Annotated in this window: 11 protein-coding genes; 6 read left to right on the forward strand and 5 right to left on the reverse strand. The window is 49.6% G+C overall.

All coding sequences use genetic code 11. The features are described 5' to 3' along the window. Nucleotides 1-24: 24 nt before the first annotated feature. Genes R7P64_RS00885 through R7P64_RS00895 form a run of 3 tightly spaced genes read left to right on the forward strand, consistent with a single transcriptional unit; the run spans nt 25 to nt 3,399 of the window. Nucleotides 25-732, forward strand: a complete 708-nt coding sequence (locus R7P64_RS00885) for a response regulator (protein ID WP_021450481.1) — start codon at nt 25-27, stop codon at nt 730-732. Then, nucleotides 722-2,152, forward strand: a complete 1,431-nt coding sequence (locus R7P64_RS00890; RefSeq protein ID WP_137282960.1) for an ATP-binding protein — start codon at nt 722-724, stop codon at nt 2,150-2,152. The genes R7P64_RS00885 and R7P64_RS00890 overlap by 11 nt, the downstream gene beginning before the upstream one ends. A 2-nt stretch (nt 2,153-2,154) precedes the next feature. After that, nucleotides 2,155-3,399, forward strand: a complete 1,245-nt coding sequence (locus R7P64_RS00895) for an ABC transporter substrate-binding protein (RefSeq protein ID WP_318118610.1) — start codon at nt 2,155-2,157, stop codon at nt 3,397-3,399. A 72-nt stretch (nt 3,400-3,471) separates the two neighbouring features. Here R7P64_RS00895 and R7P64_RS00900 read toward each other — a convergent pair whose 3' ends face one another. The 5 genes from R7P64_RS00900 to R7P64_RS00920 are packed head-to-tail and all read right to left on the reverse strand — an operon-like array spanning nt 3,472 to nt 10,720. Continuing rightward, entirely contained in the window at nt 3,472-4,674 is a 1,203-nt protein-coding gene (locus R7P64_RS00900) for a type III PLP-dependent enzyme (protein WP_085569437.1), read from the reverse strand. After that, on the reverse strand, nt 4,667-6,496 hold the full coding sequence (locus tag R7P64_RS00905) for an IucA/IucC family protein (RefSeq protein ID WP_213866672.1): 1,830 nt from the start codon (nt 6,494-6,496) through the stop codon (nt 4,667-4,669). The genes R7P64_RS00900 and R7P64_RS00905 overlap by 8 nt, the downstream gene beginning before the upstream one ends. After that, the gene (locus tag R7P64_RS00910; RefSeq protein ID WP_318118613.1) at nt 6,468-7,673 is read right to left on the reverse strand and encodes an MFS transporter; all 1,206 of its coding nucleotides are present in this window, start codon (nt 7,671-7,673) and stop codon (nt 6,468-6,470) included. The genes R7P64_RS00905 and R7P64_RS00910 overlap by 29 nt, the downstream gene beginning before the upstream one ends. A gap of 6 nt (nt 7,674-7,679) precedes the next feature. After that, the gene (locus R7P64_RS00915) at nt 7,680-9,512 is read right to left on the reverse strand and encodes an IucA/IucC family protein (RefSeq protein ID WP_318123043.1); all 1,833 of its coding nucleotides are present in this window, start codon (nt 9,510-9,512) and stop codon (nt 7,680-7,682) included. Next, nucleotides 9,509-10,720: an ATP-grasp domain-containing protein gene (locus R7P64_RS00920; protein WP_151515255.1), complete on the reverse strand. Its 1,212-nt coding sequence runs from the start codon at nt 10,718-10,720 to the stop codon at nt 9,509-9,511. Before R7P64_RS00920 ends, R7P64_RS00915 begins: the two co-directional genes overlap by 4 nt. Before the next feature lie 250 nt (nt 10,721-10,970). Between R7P64_RS00920 and R7P64_RS00925 the strand changes: the two genes are divergently transcribed. From R7P64_RS00925 to R7P64_RS00935, 3 genes are all read left to right on the forward strand, one after another. Beyond that, complete coding sequence (locus R7P64_RS00925) at nt 10,971-13,007, forward strand: TonB-dependent siderophore receptor (RefSeq protein ID WP_318123047.1); 2,037 nt, start codon at nt 10,971-10,973, stop codon at nt 13,005-13,007. Nucleotides 13,008-13,127: 120 nt separating this feature from the next. Beyond that, entirely contained in the window at nt 13,128-15,266 is a 2,139-nt protein-coding gene (pvuA, locus tag R7P64_RS00930; protein WP_017634503.1) for a TonB-dependent siderophore vibrioferrin receptor PvuA, read from the forward strand. A gap of 101 nt (nt 15,267-15,367) precedes the next feature. Further along, nucleotides 15,368-16,291, forward strand: coding sequence for a Fe(3+) dicitrate ABC transporter substrate-binding protein FecB (locus R7P64_RS00935; RefSeq protein ID WP_248525458.1), 924 nt, complete (start codon nt 15,368-15,370; stop codon nt 16,289-16,291). Nucleotides 16,292-16,357: the final 66 nt, after the last annotated feature.

Raw genomic sequence — 16,357 nt, forward strand, 5'->3', positions numbered from 1 at the left:
AGGGACGGACACAGGGAAAGTAGGATGGAAAACAAGCAGATACTGGTCGTCGATGACAACCTCGACCTTCGCGAAGCGTTGTCAGATTACCTTGGCCGTGCAGGGTTTGAAGTGCTTTGTGCGGAAAACGGCGGCGTGATGTGGCAACTGCTCAACGATCACCATCCTGATTTAATCATCCTCGATATTATGATGCCCGGTGAAGACGGTTTTACCCTGTGCCAGAAACTGCGCAAAAACTCCGATATCCCGATCATCATGCTGACCGCCGTCACTGAAGAAGCCGACCGAGTCGCGGGGCTAGAAATGGGCGCAGACGACTACATCACCAAATCATTCAGTCCGCGTGAACTGCTCGCGCGCATCAAAACGATTCTGAGACGCAGCCAAACGACCGCCAATAGCAAACTGACGCGTAAAGTGCGTTTTGACGATTGGTTATTAGATACCGTAACCCGGCAACTGACCCACGTTGCTAGCCGCGAGGTTAAGCAACTGAGTGGCGCGGATTTGTCGCTGCTCGGTTTGTTCGTCAACCACGCGCAATCAATATTGTCTCGCGATGACATTGCGCGCGAGATCTGGGGACGCGATGCCGACCCGTTTGAACGCGGCATTGACGTGCAGATCAGCCGCTTGCGTCATCACCTTGAAGATAAAGACCGCTCGCTGATCCTAACGGTGCGCAACAAAGGCTACATGCTGACCACGGATGTACATTATGAGAATTAAACGCTGGACGGGATCACTGGTCGTTCGTACCAGTGTGTTCCTGTTGCTGGTGATCATTCTGGCGCAGGTATTATCCGGGATTATCTGGTATCAACACGCCAGCGAACGCGACAAAGAAGGCCTGACCACCACAGTCAAAAGCTTAGCATTGAGCGCTTCTTCCACCATCGCTTTCTTTCAAACCCTCCCTTCGGAATATCGCCACTTGGTGCTCAATCAACTACGCAACATGGGTGGTACGCGCTTTTTCGTCTCACTCAACAATCACCAGATTGACGTCGACCCACTGCCAGAGAGCGAGCGCAAAACGTTGGTCATCAACCAAGTTCGCGAGGTATTAGAAAGCGAGCTGAGCGGCATTCCTAATATCGAGGTGGAGTTCACCCAGCGCGACAAACTCAAAGTGTTCAACAACGAGCTACCTATCGACGAACTACCGCTATTGTGGGCGCATTATTCGCTTTCGTTTGGTGACCTCAATCCGCCTATTCTGGTGATGCAGGTCGAAGTCGCGCAGAACGAATGGTTTTATCTCGCGGCGGTGCTACCCGCGCCTTACATCAACCTAGAGACTAACTATTTTGAGCTGCGCCAATGGCTGACGCTATTGGTGTCCGCGCTAATGCTGTTGCTGTGTACCTGGTTTATCGTTCGCAAAGAAATTCAACCCATTCGAGAGCTGGCAAAAGCCGCAACCCTGATGTCGAGCCGATTAGACGTGCCCGAAGTCTCTGAACGCGGCAGTAACGAACTGAAAGCGGCGGTACGTGCGTTTAACAAAATGAACCGACGCATCGACAGCCACATTAAAGACCGCGAGATGCTGTTCAGTGCCATTTCACACGATCTGAAAACGCCGATTGCTTGCCTAAAACTACGGGCGGAAATGCTGGATGACGACGCCGACCGAGAACGCTTTATCCGCCTGAGTAACGACCTAGATTTGATGGTCAAAGGCGCATTGCAATGCATTAAAGAGACCGATATCCACGAGGAAATCGAGCCGATCAATTTCACCCAACTGATTCAGCACATTTCCGCCAATATCGCCGATGCGCCGGACACAATTCGCATCCACGGTGAAATCCGCACCCACTTTGCTGGTAAACCGTTAGCGATTAAGCGCTGCATTCAGAATCTGGTCGATAACGCGCTCAAATACGGCCATCAAGCGGACATTACGCTGAGTGAAAGCCCAGAGTCGATCCAGATTGAAATTGAAGATCACGGTGATGGTGTTGACGATTTATTACTTGAAAAGCTCTGCCAGCCATACTTCCGCGCTAGCAACGATAAAGAAGGCAGTGGGCTGGGGTTAACCATTTCACAGAGCATTGCAAAGGCTCACGGCGGCAGTTTGTCGCTGAGCCATTCTCAGTTTGGCAGCCTCTGCGCCACGCTGACTTTCCCGAGAGACTGACTATGAACAAACTGGTATTCCCGTTCCCACTGTTGCTCGCCCCTTGCGTCGCTCACGCTGAGTCACCACAAGGGGTAGAGTTTTTGCATTGGTGGACTTCTGACGGCGAGCAGCAAGCGCTGCAAACACTCAAAGCTCAGCTAAAACAGCATGATATCGAGCTGCTGCAAAGCCCGGTGTTAGGCGGTGGTGGCGACAGCGCGATGACGGTACTGCAAGCTCGCGCGCTGGCGGGCAATCCACCGAGCTTCGCGCAAATCGAAGGGCCAAGTATTAAAGCGTGGGATGCCATCGGTATTTTGCACAACGTCAACGCGGTAGCGGATGAGCAGCGCTGGGACGAGGTGCTCTACCCGCTGTCTATCGAAATCAATAAAACACAAAACGGCTATATCGCCCTGCCACTTACGCTGCACCGTTTGAACTGGTTGTGGGTCAACCACAAGCTGCTTAAACAACTGAATCTGTCCGCGCCGAACAACTGGCAAGAGATGTTCGCCGCCATGGAGCTTGCTAAGCAAAATGGCATCGTGCCGATCGCGGTCGGCGAGCAGCCGTGGCAAGTCGCCCAACTTTTCGAGAACTTAGTGATCTCCACTGGCGGTGTTGAGTTCTACACCAATGCGATGGTTAAACTTGAGCGAGACAGCATCGACAGCGAAACTCTGCGCCAAGCGCTGACGCAATTTCGCCGCCTGAGTTTGTTGATCGACAACCAATTACCTGACAGTAAGTGGGATACGGCGACCCAAGCGCTAGCCGACGGTCATGCGCTGTTTCAAATCGGTGGAGATTGGATTTTGGGTGAGCTGCTCGCCAATCAAGTCTCAGTTCCGCAAGAGATCGGCTGTTACCCAACGCCGGACAGCGATGGTGTATTCCTCTACAACATGGACAGTTTGGTGTTTATGTCGAGCAAATCGTTTTCTGCCGAGGCGGCTCAGCAAACCGCGAGCGCGCTGACAGACGTCGAGTTTCAAGCTAAGTTCAATAAGGTAAAAGGCTCGATTCCGGTACGCACCGATATCGACATCAGCGATTTTAATCCTTGTCAGGTCCAGTCATATCAAGACTTTCACTACGGCGTTAAACACAATCTCGCTGTGCCGAGTATGATTGATTCGATGGCGGTCAATCCGGTAGCTCAGCAAGCGATAAACTCGGAAATCTTCCGTTTTTACCGCAATCCCAAGATGGAACCCGACGAGCTGATAAAACGCATTATTGCTATTTCGCAAAGCGGTTAATGGCAATTAATTTGTGCCGAGTGGAATAAAAAAGCCCCAATGATTGGGGCTGAGTAAAGCGAAGTATGCCGTTTAAAAATAGTGGAAGATCGGCGGTTCATGCATCAAGAAGTTTTGATGGGAGATGTTCCACGCATAGGCGCCCGCTAAGGTAAACACAACGTAATCACCAATATCGACGTGGGCGACGTGTTGATTGCGTGCCAGCACATCTTTGGGCGTACAAAGCTGGCCGACAAAGGTCGCTTGTGCATGCTGAATTGGATGAGAAATCTCATGGTGTTGCTCGCTTTTCAGGATGACGAATGGATGATCATGGCTCTGCGCCGCTGGCGTGCGGAAGTGGTGAGTTCCTCCGCGCGCGATGACAAAGTTTTCGCCAAGATTTTGCTTAATATCCAGTACTTCCATCACGTAATAACCGCATGCCGCCGTGATGAAACGTCCGCATTCAAAACGCAGTGTCCAATCTTGCACTTGCTCTTTGGCGATGAGGAATTCCAACTTGTCGCAAAACTCCATCCACGGAAAGTGTTGCTCAGGGTTTTGGTAGTTAATCCCCATGCCTCCACCCAAGTTGATCATCAGCTCACCGAGTTCAAACTCTTGTTGCCACGCTTTCACGACTTGGAAATAGCGCTGCATTAACGCTAAGTGACGTTCAACATCGAGCTGATGCGACATCAAGTGAAAATGGAAGCCTTTGAGTGACACTTGCGGGAAATCGCGCAGCAACATCAAAGTATTGCTCAGCTCGGACTCGTCAAAACCAAAAGGGGTCGGCTTGCCGCCCATCGCCAACTTGCTGAGCGTGATGTCGCCGATATTAATGTTCATACGCAAAAAGATCGAAGCAGGGCGGTTGAGGCGCTCGGTTAGTGCTCCAATGCGCTTTAGCTCGGTGAGGCTTTCGACATGAATCGCATCGACATCCAGCTCAATCGCTTGTTGCAATTCAATTGGCATTTTTCCTGGGCCGCCGAAGATCAATGGCTTATCGAGTTGTTGCTGGTGGAGGTGTGCCAACTCCCCACCAGATGCCGCTTCAAAACCATCGACATACGGCGCGAGCGTTTTAAGAATCGGGCCTGATGGATTGGCTTTGGCTGCGTAAAATAGCTCGACATTTTTCGGCAAAACGTGGCGCATTTGTTTGATGTGTTCTTCTAAGGCGTTTAGATCATACAAGTACGCGCACAAGGGTTGATTTTGCTGCTGTGCGAGCGTGTGAATTTGCTGGCTAACGCGTGTCGGTAGAGAGAGTGAATTAGACATGTTGCGCTCCTTTTTCGTGTTGCTGCCAAGGCGCAGCGACTTGGGTATAGCCCGACTCCTTATCGGCTTTTTGCATCAAACGCGTGGTGAAATTATTTTTGCTTGGGAAGTGACCGCCATTCTGCAACGCTTCTAGTTCCGGCTGTTTTCCATTCACTGACTGCCAACGCACAATGGCACTTTGCACCGCATTCCACAGCGTTTGCTCTAGTGGCTCATCACCTTCTGCGATGAAGAAAATCGCTTCGCTGATGTTGTTGATAAAGGTGCAGTATCCGATGCGATTCCAGCCTTGTTCGCGACTGTAGTAAACCGATTGTCGCGCGCGTTCAGACAAATCAGTTAATGTTTCTGCTGGCCAGAACTCTGGCAGTAATTTAGTGCCTTCCAAATCACGAATCCAAACACAACACGGCATCTCTTGCTCAAAGCCAATCAAGGTGTTTTGCAAATGCGGCTCAAACGCCACCCCGTGTTTGAAGTAGTAATTAAACACGCCCGGAATTAGGCAATGCAAATAGCGCTCAAACCACAGTGTCGCGATGTCGGAATAGCGATTTTGCGTAGTACGCGCTTTGTTTTTAAGGCGTTGAGCAATGCAACTGTTGCCGTTTTTGTCGTAAGCAAACAGAGCGCCAGCGAGGGTTGGTTTTAAGATGTCGACTTCGCTCAGCGAGAAATTTTCGCGGTATAAAATCCCAAACGATTCGCGCGCTTTGGTGTTGTCGTCCCAGTTGTGCTCAGCGACACTTTCTAGATTCAACGTGGTGGCGTAAGGCTCAGTCATCACTTTAAATACGGGGTTGTGCAGCTGCTCGTTTTCTCTAATTGGTTTAAGAATCGACGTGAGCTGCACGGCGCTGTCGAGTTCGTACCACGCGTTTTTGCGCACGCAATTGGTTAATCGTACGTTGATGGAGAATTTCGCAAACCAATCCATATCTGGGTGGTAGAGGGTACGAACTGAAGAGGTCGGCTGCATCTTTTCACCACCTAAACCCAGTGGCGTGATCTTGCCTTGTTCAATGGCACGCTTCACGCTTGGGTTGCTCAAAATGGTGTAGCTTTCCCAAGGATGGCAAGGGTAGAGGGTCTTCCCATTGCTGGTGGCGTGTTGTGGCGCGAGCTGTTGTAGCATGTGCTGAGCAGGGTTAGCTTCTCCGTCGGAACTCAGCACATCAAGTAAGGACGTATCCACTTCAAACCAGTACAACGGGACTTGCGCGCCGACTTCTGGAGAAAACGCCAAGAGATCATCCATGGTGACGCCCGAACGACTTTTCGGGGTCGGATGGAAAGTATGCCCCCAAATCAGAGACTGTTCCGAAGCGATAAACTCGTTGTGATGCGATTTGGGCGCGACGTTGAGAAACTGCTCGGTAACCAGCACGCTATTTTCTAGTTGTTCGATCAGCTCATGGTTAAACGGGATCGCCAACACCTGCTTGAGATAGTTAAGCAAAAGCGTAAGAGTTTGCGTGGCATCCAATTTCGCCCAACCAGATCCCGGCATTTTCGCCCACGGCAGTTCTGCCAATTTGATTTTGCCCAGTTTGCTCGCGTAGTGAATCGGCAAAACCAGCACGCCATTTTGTTGAGAAAGATGAACGGCTACCCGCTGCTTGGCGGAATAGTTGCGTTTTAACGTTTGGGGTAGCGATGTCGATTGGTAGTGCCATTCCACTTGTTGATTCGGTAGCGCAAATTCACGTAAGTAACAATTAAGAACACCCATTATCGTGTTGAGTTGGGCCTTCTCCCGATTGAGCTGCACATCATGCGCGCGCAACTCGCTAGTCTGAGAGGATTGAGTTTGTAACATGTTGATTTCCAAATTTTGAATGGAGAACCAGCGCGATCAAGGTGATTACGCTGACTATCGCAGAAAGTAGGAAAGGAACCTCAAGTAGCCCCAAGCTAGAAATGAAAGAAGCGCAAAATCCCGCCGCCACGCCACCCCATTTGGACATGGCATCAAAGCGAGAAAATACTTTGCCACTGAGTTTGCGATCCAGATTGCTCGCAAGATGCTGATGCAATCCGTGATAACAACACACCATCGCGATGCCAAAGATAATTCTCGCAGCAATGAGTGCGGTTTCGGACGCAATCAAATGCAAGGCAGAGCTCACGGCAAGCAATGCAAACCCGAGCCACAACGTGCGCAGCGGTTGATGGCGATTCAGCCCATCTGACAACACGTGGATTTTGCCTGCCAGCAACAGATAGACGCCATGCGGCAGTGCGTACAAAAAACCGATCCATGCGTGGTGAGTGATGCCATATTGCTGCACAAACGGCGAGAAATAAGGAAAGGTCACCACCATGGAAAACGCAAACCCGAACTGAGCAAAGAAGATCCAGCGAATGGCATGCATTGCGTTTTTCTGTGCAACCGGTTTTTCTTGCTGAGATTCTGAGTTTGGCTTTTCGAGGTTTCGTTCGGCGGGTTTATCCGCAGGCAGTGTTAGCGTGATGCCCATAGCAATTAAAGGCAAAACGCATAACCACAGGTACGCGTTGAGTGGGTCGGTTTCGGACAAGCTCCAGCCGAGCCCAATGGGCGCAACGATCAGCGCCAAGCGAGCAGATAGCTGGGTTTTATTGAGTGACTTGCCGAGTGTTTTGGCTTCTTTAATTTGACTAGATAAGTAGCTGTTCGAGGCGGCCATGGTGCCGCCAAAGGTTCCTTGAACAATAAGACCAAACACAAACATGGCGAGGTTGTCTGCCAAGCCGCACAGCGCAAAACCTGCTGCAAGGCCAAGTTGCGCACGCAAGAGTGAGCGGCGGCGACCGTAGCGATCGGCAAAGTTGCCCCAAAATCGCGCCGCCAACGCAGTACAAAACGTAGGTAGGATAAACAATACCCCTGCCCAGTCCGCATCAATGCTTGCGCCTAATGTTGGCAACACGACGGGTAGAAATAGCGGCATACCTAACGCGGCAAACGCAGCGATAAAGTGGCACAACAACACACTGTAGATGAGTTTGGTCATAATCGTTTAACGTACGCTTTTTTTGATGGCTTCTAAGTAGGCGCGCTGCGCTTCTTCGCTAGAAAGCAGCAAGAAGTTCGGGGCCGACAAACCATAGAACTTATTGATGTCACTCGCGCCGGAGGCTTCTTTCGAGAGCAAACTGCCAGAGCTCAACAAGTACTTGGCGTACAAATCAGGCGCCTCTTGCAGTAACTCGCGTGCCAGTTTTGTTTCTAACCCTTCGCCTTCCAATCGGTTGAGTTGCTCAGCAATGCTTTTGGCCACGATGGCGTAAAGCGATGTTGAAGAGGCAATGCCCTTTGTAGCCATGGCTTCTACAATCGCTGCGATATCCAATTGTAATGTGATGGTGGTAAACATCTGACCGAGCGCCAATTCATTGTCGACTTTGATGCGTTGATCGAGCAGTTCATCGCAATCCACTGGAAGTAGTTTTGCGCCGTGTTTTTGGGCTGCATGCTCTGTTGCAAAGTGGAAGCGCTCTGGCCAAATTCGCGCCGCGTCGTTGTCTTTCATCGCGAGCGTCATTTTGCCCTGTTGATCAAAAGCAACGATGGCGTTTTGCTGGTTGGACTCCAATGCAATGCCATAACGAAGCCACAAGGTGAGGTGCACTTGGCATAATAGGTCGACATAATCTTTGAACCACGCCAGCGTATCTTGTTGATAGTACTGCTCTGCCAAGTGTTCTAAGAACAAGCGGTCGTCAGGCATTGGGCTTGCCAGTGCTGCAACCGGAACTAACGCTTTGTCTTCGCAATGAGTAAGTGGGTACTCACGTACGATGTACGCGAAGGTTTTATCCTCGCCGACGTGTCCACCGTGTTTTTCGTTGCAATGGAACAAGCGACTGTTTAAGTCGGCGTCCGTTTGTTCAAGGTGGCTGAGTAGGCGTTCAAACCAGTGGCCGTCATACAGTGTTGAAGGCTTGATTAAGCGAATATTTTTTGTGCCTAGCGATCGCATGATCAGCGGAACCTTGATGTGAATGTGCGGTGCGTCGTTCACGACCACCGTACGAACGGAAAGCGTCGGCGTCACGTCTAGATACGTTAAAGGCGCTTCTATCATACCTTCGGGTAAGGCTTCTAAAGATCGCAGGGTGAGCGGATGCGCAGGGAACAGTACGTGGCTCAGTGCAAAATCAGCAGGAAGCCCAACTTGCTCCATGGTTGGCCAGCAATCAGGTTGTTCGCTGGTTAATGTCACCAGTGATTTTTCAATCGCAATCCAATGCAGAGCAAAGCTTGGTGCAAACTCGGGCGCGTACTTAGCAAGGTCTTTATCGCTCAGACCAAACTTCGCCCGCGCAGTTGGATAGTACGGATGGTCAAGGTAAGAAGCGATCTGGTCGGCTAGCAGCAGTTTTTGATGCCAAGAACCAAGCTCGGATATTGGTTGAGAAATGTGGTCTGCGTGATGATGAAACGCTTGGTCACACAGCGCTTTGTGTTTCTCTGCACATTCCAGTTCTTGAAGGTATCCCGCCAGCAACTCGTGAGAGCTCTCATCCGCCAGTGTCGTTAGTAGCGCAATCCACTCTTTGTAATGCTGTTGATGCTCGATTTGGCCATTTTTCTCCACCCACCAACCTGGTGGTGTTTCGTCATTGGCGTGACCGTAGCGCCAGTGCTGCATGTAATACGTTGGCGCAACAGGTAAATACAACGTGAAATCAGAGTTGGCAAATATCAGCCAGACTTGCTCGTCTTGAGGAACAATTACCCCTTTTGGCGCGTCTCTACTGAACTTGGCCTTCGACAAAATGCCAAACATGTCTTCGCGCAAGCAAGTGTCGATCAATCGTTGCGTTAGATACAAAGCGTTGTCATTCATGCTGCCACCTCACGAGTCGGAGCGAGATCGAAATTGCTAAGCGCGTTCTGCAGCGCTTGGTCGAGGTTTCGCCCTGATGGTGAGACAATCGAAATTCGGGCGAGATAATCCTTATTGGAATAACTCTGTTGGAAGTGTTCTCCAGCGGTTTTTAGTACCTGTTGCTGGGTGATGATATCGTCATCGTGTTGGATGAACGACGTCGAACCTCCGTCAATCACACCACTGTGTCCCGCAACTACGTAGTGCACGTGCGCTGACCCATGAATTTGGTAATCGCCGTCCAATCTTCGACCCAGATGCAGACCCAAAATCGTGCTAAACCAGCCGAAGTGAGCGAGATTGTTGAGCAAGAATTCGCGGCCATCTCCAATACTGCGGTAGTTGATTTCCACCAGAACTGGGCCGTTTTCCGTGATGATAAATTCGCTGTGGCAAACTCCAAAACCAACGCCGAACGCTTTCAGTTGAGCCAAGCAAGCTTCTCGGTGAGCAATGCCGTTTGGTCCGTTCCAGTCTGCGGCGGTTTCGATAAAGTAAGGCGGCTCAGAGAGCGACACATCAAAACCGCCCACGGCGATAAGTTGGTTACCGTCTCCTAAAGTTTCGAGCGTAACCAACGGTCCTTGAAGAAACTGCTCCACCAGAATGGCGGCGTTTGGGTGCTTTTGCCAAAACGCCTCGCAGTAAGCATCGAGCTCGCTTTGGGAGTCACAGCGCTGTACATCTATACTTGCCACGCCTTCTTTGGGTTTTGCTACGACAGGGAAGGCCATGCCTAATGCCACATTCGAATGGCGATGCAGCAAACAGCTTTGTGTGTTGGGTAAGGATTTTTCATTTAACACTTGTCGAGTTAAGTGTTTGTTTTTGGCCTTTAACGTGACAGACCAATCTTTGGATGGGAGGCCAAAAAATTGCGCGCAGATGGCGGTGGAAGTTTGTAAGTGATCACTATTGCTGAAAATAGCGTCTGGCTTTAATTCATGCTCCGTGATGGTTTCGATGAGTTCTAATGGGTTGAAGACATCACATTCTAGAATGGTATCCGGATTAAAGTGACTATCACGACTCGCCAACTCTAAATGGCTGAGCTTATGGTCGGTGATAAGAACGACGTGAAGGTCCATCGCTTTAGCTGCAGGCACAAAGCCGTGAGTGACTGCATCATTAACGACATGACTTACGATAATCATCGTAGATTTCATGAGCTTTCCTAATTTTCTAACATTTTCTTCTAACGTTGATAAAGTCGCTCACGGTCGTCTTCCAATGTGCCTCTCTCGAGACGGAGGGCAGAAGTTTTAGTGTTTATTGTTATGATATTTGGTTTTTTTTGTTGTTAGTTGTGTTTTTAGGGTAAATAAATATAGAGCATAAAATTAATATTGCAAATAGAAATAATATTTGTTCTTATTTCCATCCGTTGGCTTTATAACAACTAAACGGAATTATGGAATGAATAAATTATTGACCCTGACCCCCTTGGCGGTCGCGATTGGTTCTTCATTAGTAGCACCAAGCGCAGTGGCTTCAGAAGAGACGAACTCAACCCCATCAGCAACTGAAACGATTCAAGTCTTCGGTCATCAGTACGAAGGTTATGCTGAACACATGCCCCAATCAGGCACCAAAACCGATGTGGAATGGCTTGATGTGCCACAAGCGGTATCCGTACTAACGAAAACAGAAATGCAAGACCGAGGCGCGGTGCGTTTAGTGGATGCGCTAGATGGGGTAGCCGGGGTCAATAACACCTTGGGCGAAGGCAGCCGCGATCAGTTCATGATCCGTGGTTTTGATTCACTCAACGATATGTACCGTGATGGCTTGCGAGATGACGGTACGTTGCAGTCTTACCGCAGCTTAGCGAACATTGAACGCGTTGAAATTGTGAAAGGCCCTGCGGGTGCTTTGTATGGCCGCGGTTCGGCTGGAGGCATCATCAACTTGGTGACGAAACGCGCTAACGGTGAGAATTTTACTCACGTAAACGGTAGTGTTGGCAGCAACAACCAGTATGTTGGTCAGGTCGACAGCTCAATGGCGTTTACAGATAAGGTCAACGGGCGTATTAACTTGGAATACCGTCAAGCCAACTCGTACGTTGATCATGTTGATTCAAACGATTTCTTCATTGCACCGACCATTCGTGTGTTACCAGCGGAAGGTCACACCATTGATATTGACGTGGAATACGCCCATCAAGAACTAGTGCCGTATCGTGGTGTGCCATCAAAAAATGGCAAGCCAGTTGATTTGCCAGTAAGCACTTACTTTGGCGGCACAAACGACTATCAGGAGTCAGACAGTCTCCGTATTGCGGTGGATTACGAATGGCGTCTGAATGATCAATGGGTATGGAACAACCGAGCGGCATTCAACCATATCGAACTTGAGCAAAAAGGCACGCGTCAGGGCAAAGTGACGGGTAATGAAGTGTCTCAAACCGTCAACAACTTTGGTTACGATCCACGTACTACGACCACTTTACAATCTGAGTTGGTTTGGGAAACCAGGGACAATCAATTGATGGTGGGTGCAGATTTCAACCAGATCGATATCGACCTAACGTTGGCAAGTGACAAAACGCTTCCTCCGCAAAATATCTACGACCCAGTCGTTGGTCCAACGCCTGATCCGGGCTTTAAGCCATTTCGTGACAATACCACCACCACGACAGGTTTGTATGTGCAAGACGTCTATACGTGGGGTGACCTTTCTTTGATCGGTAACGTGCGTTACGACTCGATGGAACTCGAACAACAAAAAGCGGGCTCAGATAAGGAAAAATTGGATGATGACAAAGTCAGCTACCGTGCTGGTTTGGTATACCGCATCAATTCCGACACATCCGTATACGCCAGTTTAGCGCGCTCTTGGCAGTTACCGTACGCTGGTATCTACATCAATCCAAAATTGGCGGAATTCTTCCACACCGACTTAAAAGAGGTGGGTGCGAAAGCGTACCTTTTGGATAACGCATTAATGTTGAATGCGGCACTGTTCCAGATTGATCAAGAGCAACCACAAACTAACGTGGACGGCGATGTGATCGATAAAATTGAAGTGCGTCACCAAGGTATTGAATTAGAGGCTCGCGGTCAAATCACCAAACAGTGGGACATCTCTGTGGGTTACAGCTACTTGGACGCGGAAGACAAAGCCACAGGCAAAAAGCCGAACGATGTATCAGACCACTTGTTCTCTCTTTGGAGCACTTACCAATTGGATGACAACTGGCGTTTAGGCGGTGGTGTGAAGTACGTGGGCGACCGTTACGCAGGTAACGACGAAGCTGTCGCACTTGGCGATTACACAACGGTGGATTTGATGGCGGCGTACACCACTGGTCGTCATAAAATCCAAGCGAACGCTTACAACATTTTGGATGAGAAATACATTCTTGGCGCAACAAACGGCACGTCTGGCTTAAACCAGATTGGCTACGGCGCACCAGCCGAGTTCATGCTCAGCTACGGATATCAGTTCTAGGCTTTTTGTGCGTAGTTAGCGCCTGTTAGCCGATTTTTTCCTCATATTGAGGATGTTTAGCCCCGAGAGCCTACGGGATGTATTCTGCCCGAGGCTCAATTTCTCGCAAAGGAGATCTTAATGTCTTACCAGAATTTGGATGGTAAAGTGCGTGTACGTGCTGGTTTGTCTACCACTTACAGTGTGCTTGCGATTGCAATCGCTTCTGCCACATCCATGAGCGCGGTTGCCGCTCCTGCTAAAAAAGAACAAACTACCGCGATGGAAACCGTCGTTGTCACTGGTAGCGTGATTGGTAAATCTGAAATTGAAGACGTCAAAGAGTACCCAGGTGCTCGTACCGTCATTACCCGCGATCAAATCGAGAAAACCGCCGCAGGCTCGATTGATAACGCGCTACAGCGCGTGCCGGGTATTAAAGTTCAGGATGAAAGCGGAACGGGCGTATTGCCTAACATTTCCGTACGTGGTTTGAAAGCAAGCCGTAGTGGTCATGCTCAGTTCTTGATGGATGGTGTACCGCTAACACTTGCGCCATATGGTCACACTGGTCAGTCTATCTTCCCAGCAACACTGTCGATGCTTGATCGTATTGACATTGTACGCGGTGGTGCCGCAGTACAGTACGGCCCAAACAACGTCGGTGGTGTGATCAACTTAGTGACCAAACCGATTCCACACACGTGGCAAACTGAAATCAGTAACCGCCTTACCGTGTTTGATGGCGGTGATGCGCCGCTGAATGATTTTTACCTGCGCACGGGCGGCTGGTTAAGCGACACGTTTGCACTGCAGTTGGAAGGTAACTTCCTAAAAGGTGAAAGCTTCCGTGAACATTCCGATACGGACGTGAAGAACTTTCAAGCTAAAGCACAGTGGCTATTGAGTGACACTCAAGAGATTCAAGCATTCCTGCAACGTTACGATGCTGAAACGCAAATGCCGGGCGCACTTTCGCCACAAGACTACGAACAAGATCGTCACCAATCGAAACGTCCTTACGATGATTATGAAGGTAAGTCGACACGCTGGAGTGTTAAGTACATCCACGATTTGCCATTTGCCGACAGTGCTGAGCTAGAAGTGCTAACGTTTGGCCATAAGTCAGAGCGTCTTTTCAAGTGGGGCTTTAACAGCGCGGGTGGCCATTGGGCTGATCCGGCTTTGCCAGCGACGGACGTTCGTACCTCTCCACGTGAATTTACCGTGTATGGTATAGAGCCAAAAATGGCGATGTACTTTGGCGAAGGTAAATCCGTTACTCAAAACTGGATCGTGGGTACCCGTTATGTTAACGAAGACATCGACTACAAACTCACTCAGACTCCAATCGCCGGTGGTGCAACCAGCGTTCCGCGTGATTGGCATTTAGATACGGACGCGTTTGCTGGATACGTTAGCAACGAAATTGGTTTGTTCAATGATACATTGAAGGTAACGCCTGGGTTGCGTGTTGAGTCGGTTCGAATGACGTTTACCGATCGTGGTAAAAAACAAACAGCAGACAACACCGTGACGGAATGGTTGCCAGGTTTGACGGTGGCATACAACTTAACTGATCAGTGGGTGACGTATGCGAACGCGCAAAAATCACTTCGTGCGCCACAAATTGCCTACATCCGAGGCTTGGGTGAAGAAGGGAGCGAACTGGCTTGGAACTACGAAGTCGGCGCGCGTTACACCCAAGATGCGACCAGTTTTAACGCTGCACTTTATCGCATCGATTTTGAAGACCAACTGCAATGGCAAAGCTCAACGCAGACCTTCGATAACATCGGAAAAACACTTCACCAAGGTTTAGAGCTTTCTGCTCGTTACGTGCCTGAAGTTCTACCTGCTCTGAGCTTGGGCGCAAGTTACAACTACCTCGACGCTACGCTTGAAGAAGAAGGCGCGAATAAAGGTAATCAACTGCCTTACACCTCTAAGCATCAGCTTGGTTGGGATGCAACCTACGCATTTTACGGCATGGACACCACGCTATCGGGCTTCTACTTCAGTGACTCGTATACCGATAACGCCAACACCAGTGCCGAAGATGCAACAGGCGCAACGGGTAAAGTACCATCTTACATGGTGTGGAATTTCAATTTGGGGACGGATTTATACAAAGACGACAAAGGCAAGTTACGCATGAATGTTGCGGTGAACAACTTGTTTGACGAGGAGTATTACTTCCGCGGGATTGATACAAGCCCAGTTGGTCGGTACCCAGCTCCGGGACGCTCTTACACACTGGATCTGAACTATCAGTTTTAAGCGTTTCGTTCACCGAGTTTGAAAAGAAAAGTCGCCAATTTACCTTGGCGACTTTGCCGATCTTAGGTAATGGAAAACTCTTAGCACTGGAAAAAAGCAAGATGAAAAATAAAAAACAATTTACGATCAAACACTTTTCAACCGTTTTGCTGATGCTGTTGAGCTCAGTTTTTATGTCATTTTCCGCAAGTGCTCAGGTGCGCAGCGTGCAAGATGAGCAAGGCACTTTTGAGCTAGAAGCGATACCTCAACGTATTGTGGTTTTGGAGTTTTCGTTTGTGGACGCTCTGGCGGCCGTCGATGTCTCACCGGTAGGCGTTGCCGATGACAACGATGTCACACGAGTCATCCCTGCTGTTCGCGCCAAGATTGAACCTTGGCAATCGGTCGGCATGCGTTCACAACCGAGTTTAGAGGCGATCGCGGTGCTCAAGCCTGATATGATCATTGCCGATGCCGAACGTCATCGCGCTATTTATCAAGATTTGCAGCGAATTGCGCCAACTTTGCTATTAAAAAGTCGTGGTGAGACATATCAAGAAAACCTCGAATCTGCACACAAAATCGGCGTGGCGATTGGCAAGCAAGCGCAAATGACGCAACGAATCGAGCAGCACAAACAGACCATGGCAGAGTTCAAACAGCATTTTGCGACACAAGAAACCATTCAGTTTGGTGTGGTTTCTGACAAAGGGATGTGGCTGCATAGCCCGGTTTCTTACGCTGGGGGCGTTTTGAGTACGCTGGGCATCCAAAGCCCGCTGGCTCCATCTGAGCAAAAAGCGTATATCCCAACCAGTTTCGAACTTTTACTAAAAACCAACCCTGATTGGTTGTTAGTTGGACTTTACTCTCAACCAAATATTGTGGATGAGTGGCGCAAAAACCCATTATTTAAGCTGCTAACCGCTGCGAAAAAACAGCAACTTGTTGAGGTCTCTCCTGAGCTGTGGTCGTTAAATCGCGGCATGTTGGCTGCGGAAGAAATTGCCCGCAATCTTGAAGCGTTATTGGAGCGCTCATGAGTGCGGCGATAAGCTCGGAAAGCGCGTCTTCGGTTAGCAAATCGCATTGGAAAGCGAGCTTGTTTG

The organism is Vibrio sp. 2304, from assembly GCF_033339475.1.
GTDB classification, from domain to species: Bacteria; Pseudomonadota; Gammaproteobacteria; order Enterobacterales; family Vibrionaceae; genus Vibrio; species Vibrio alginolyticus.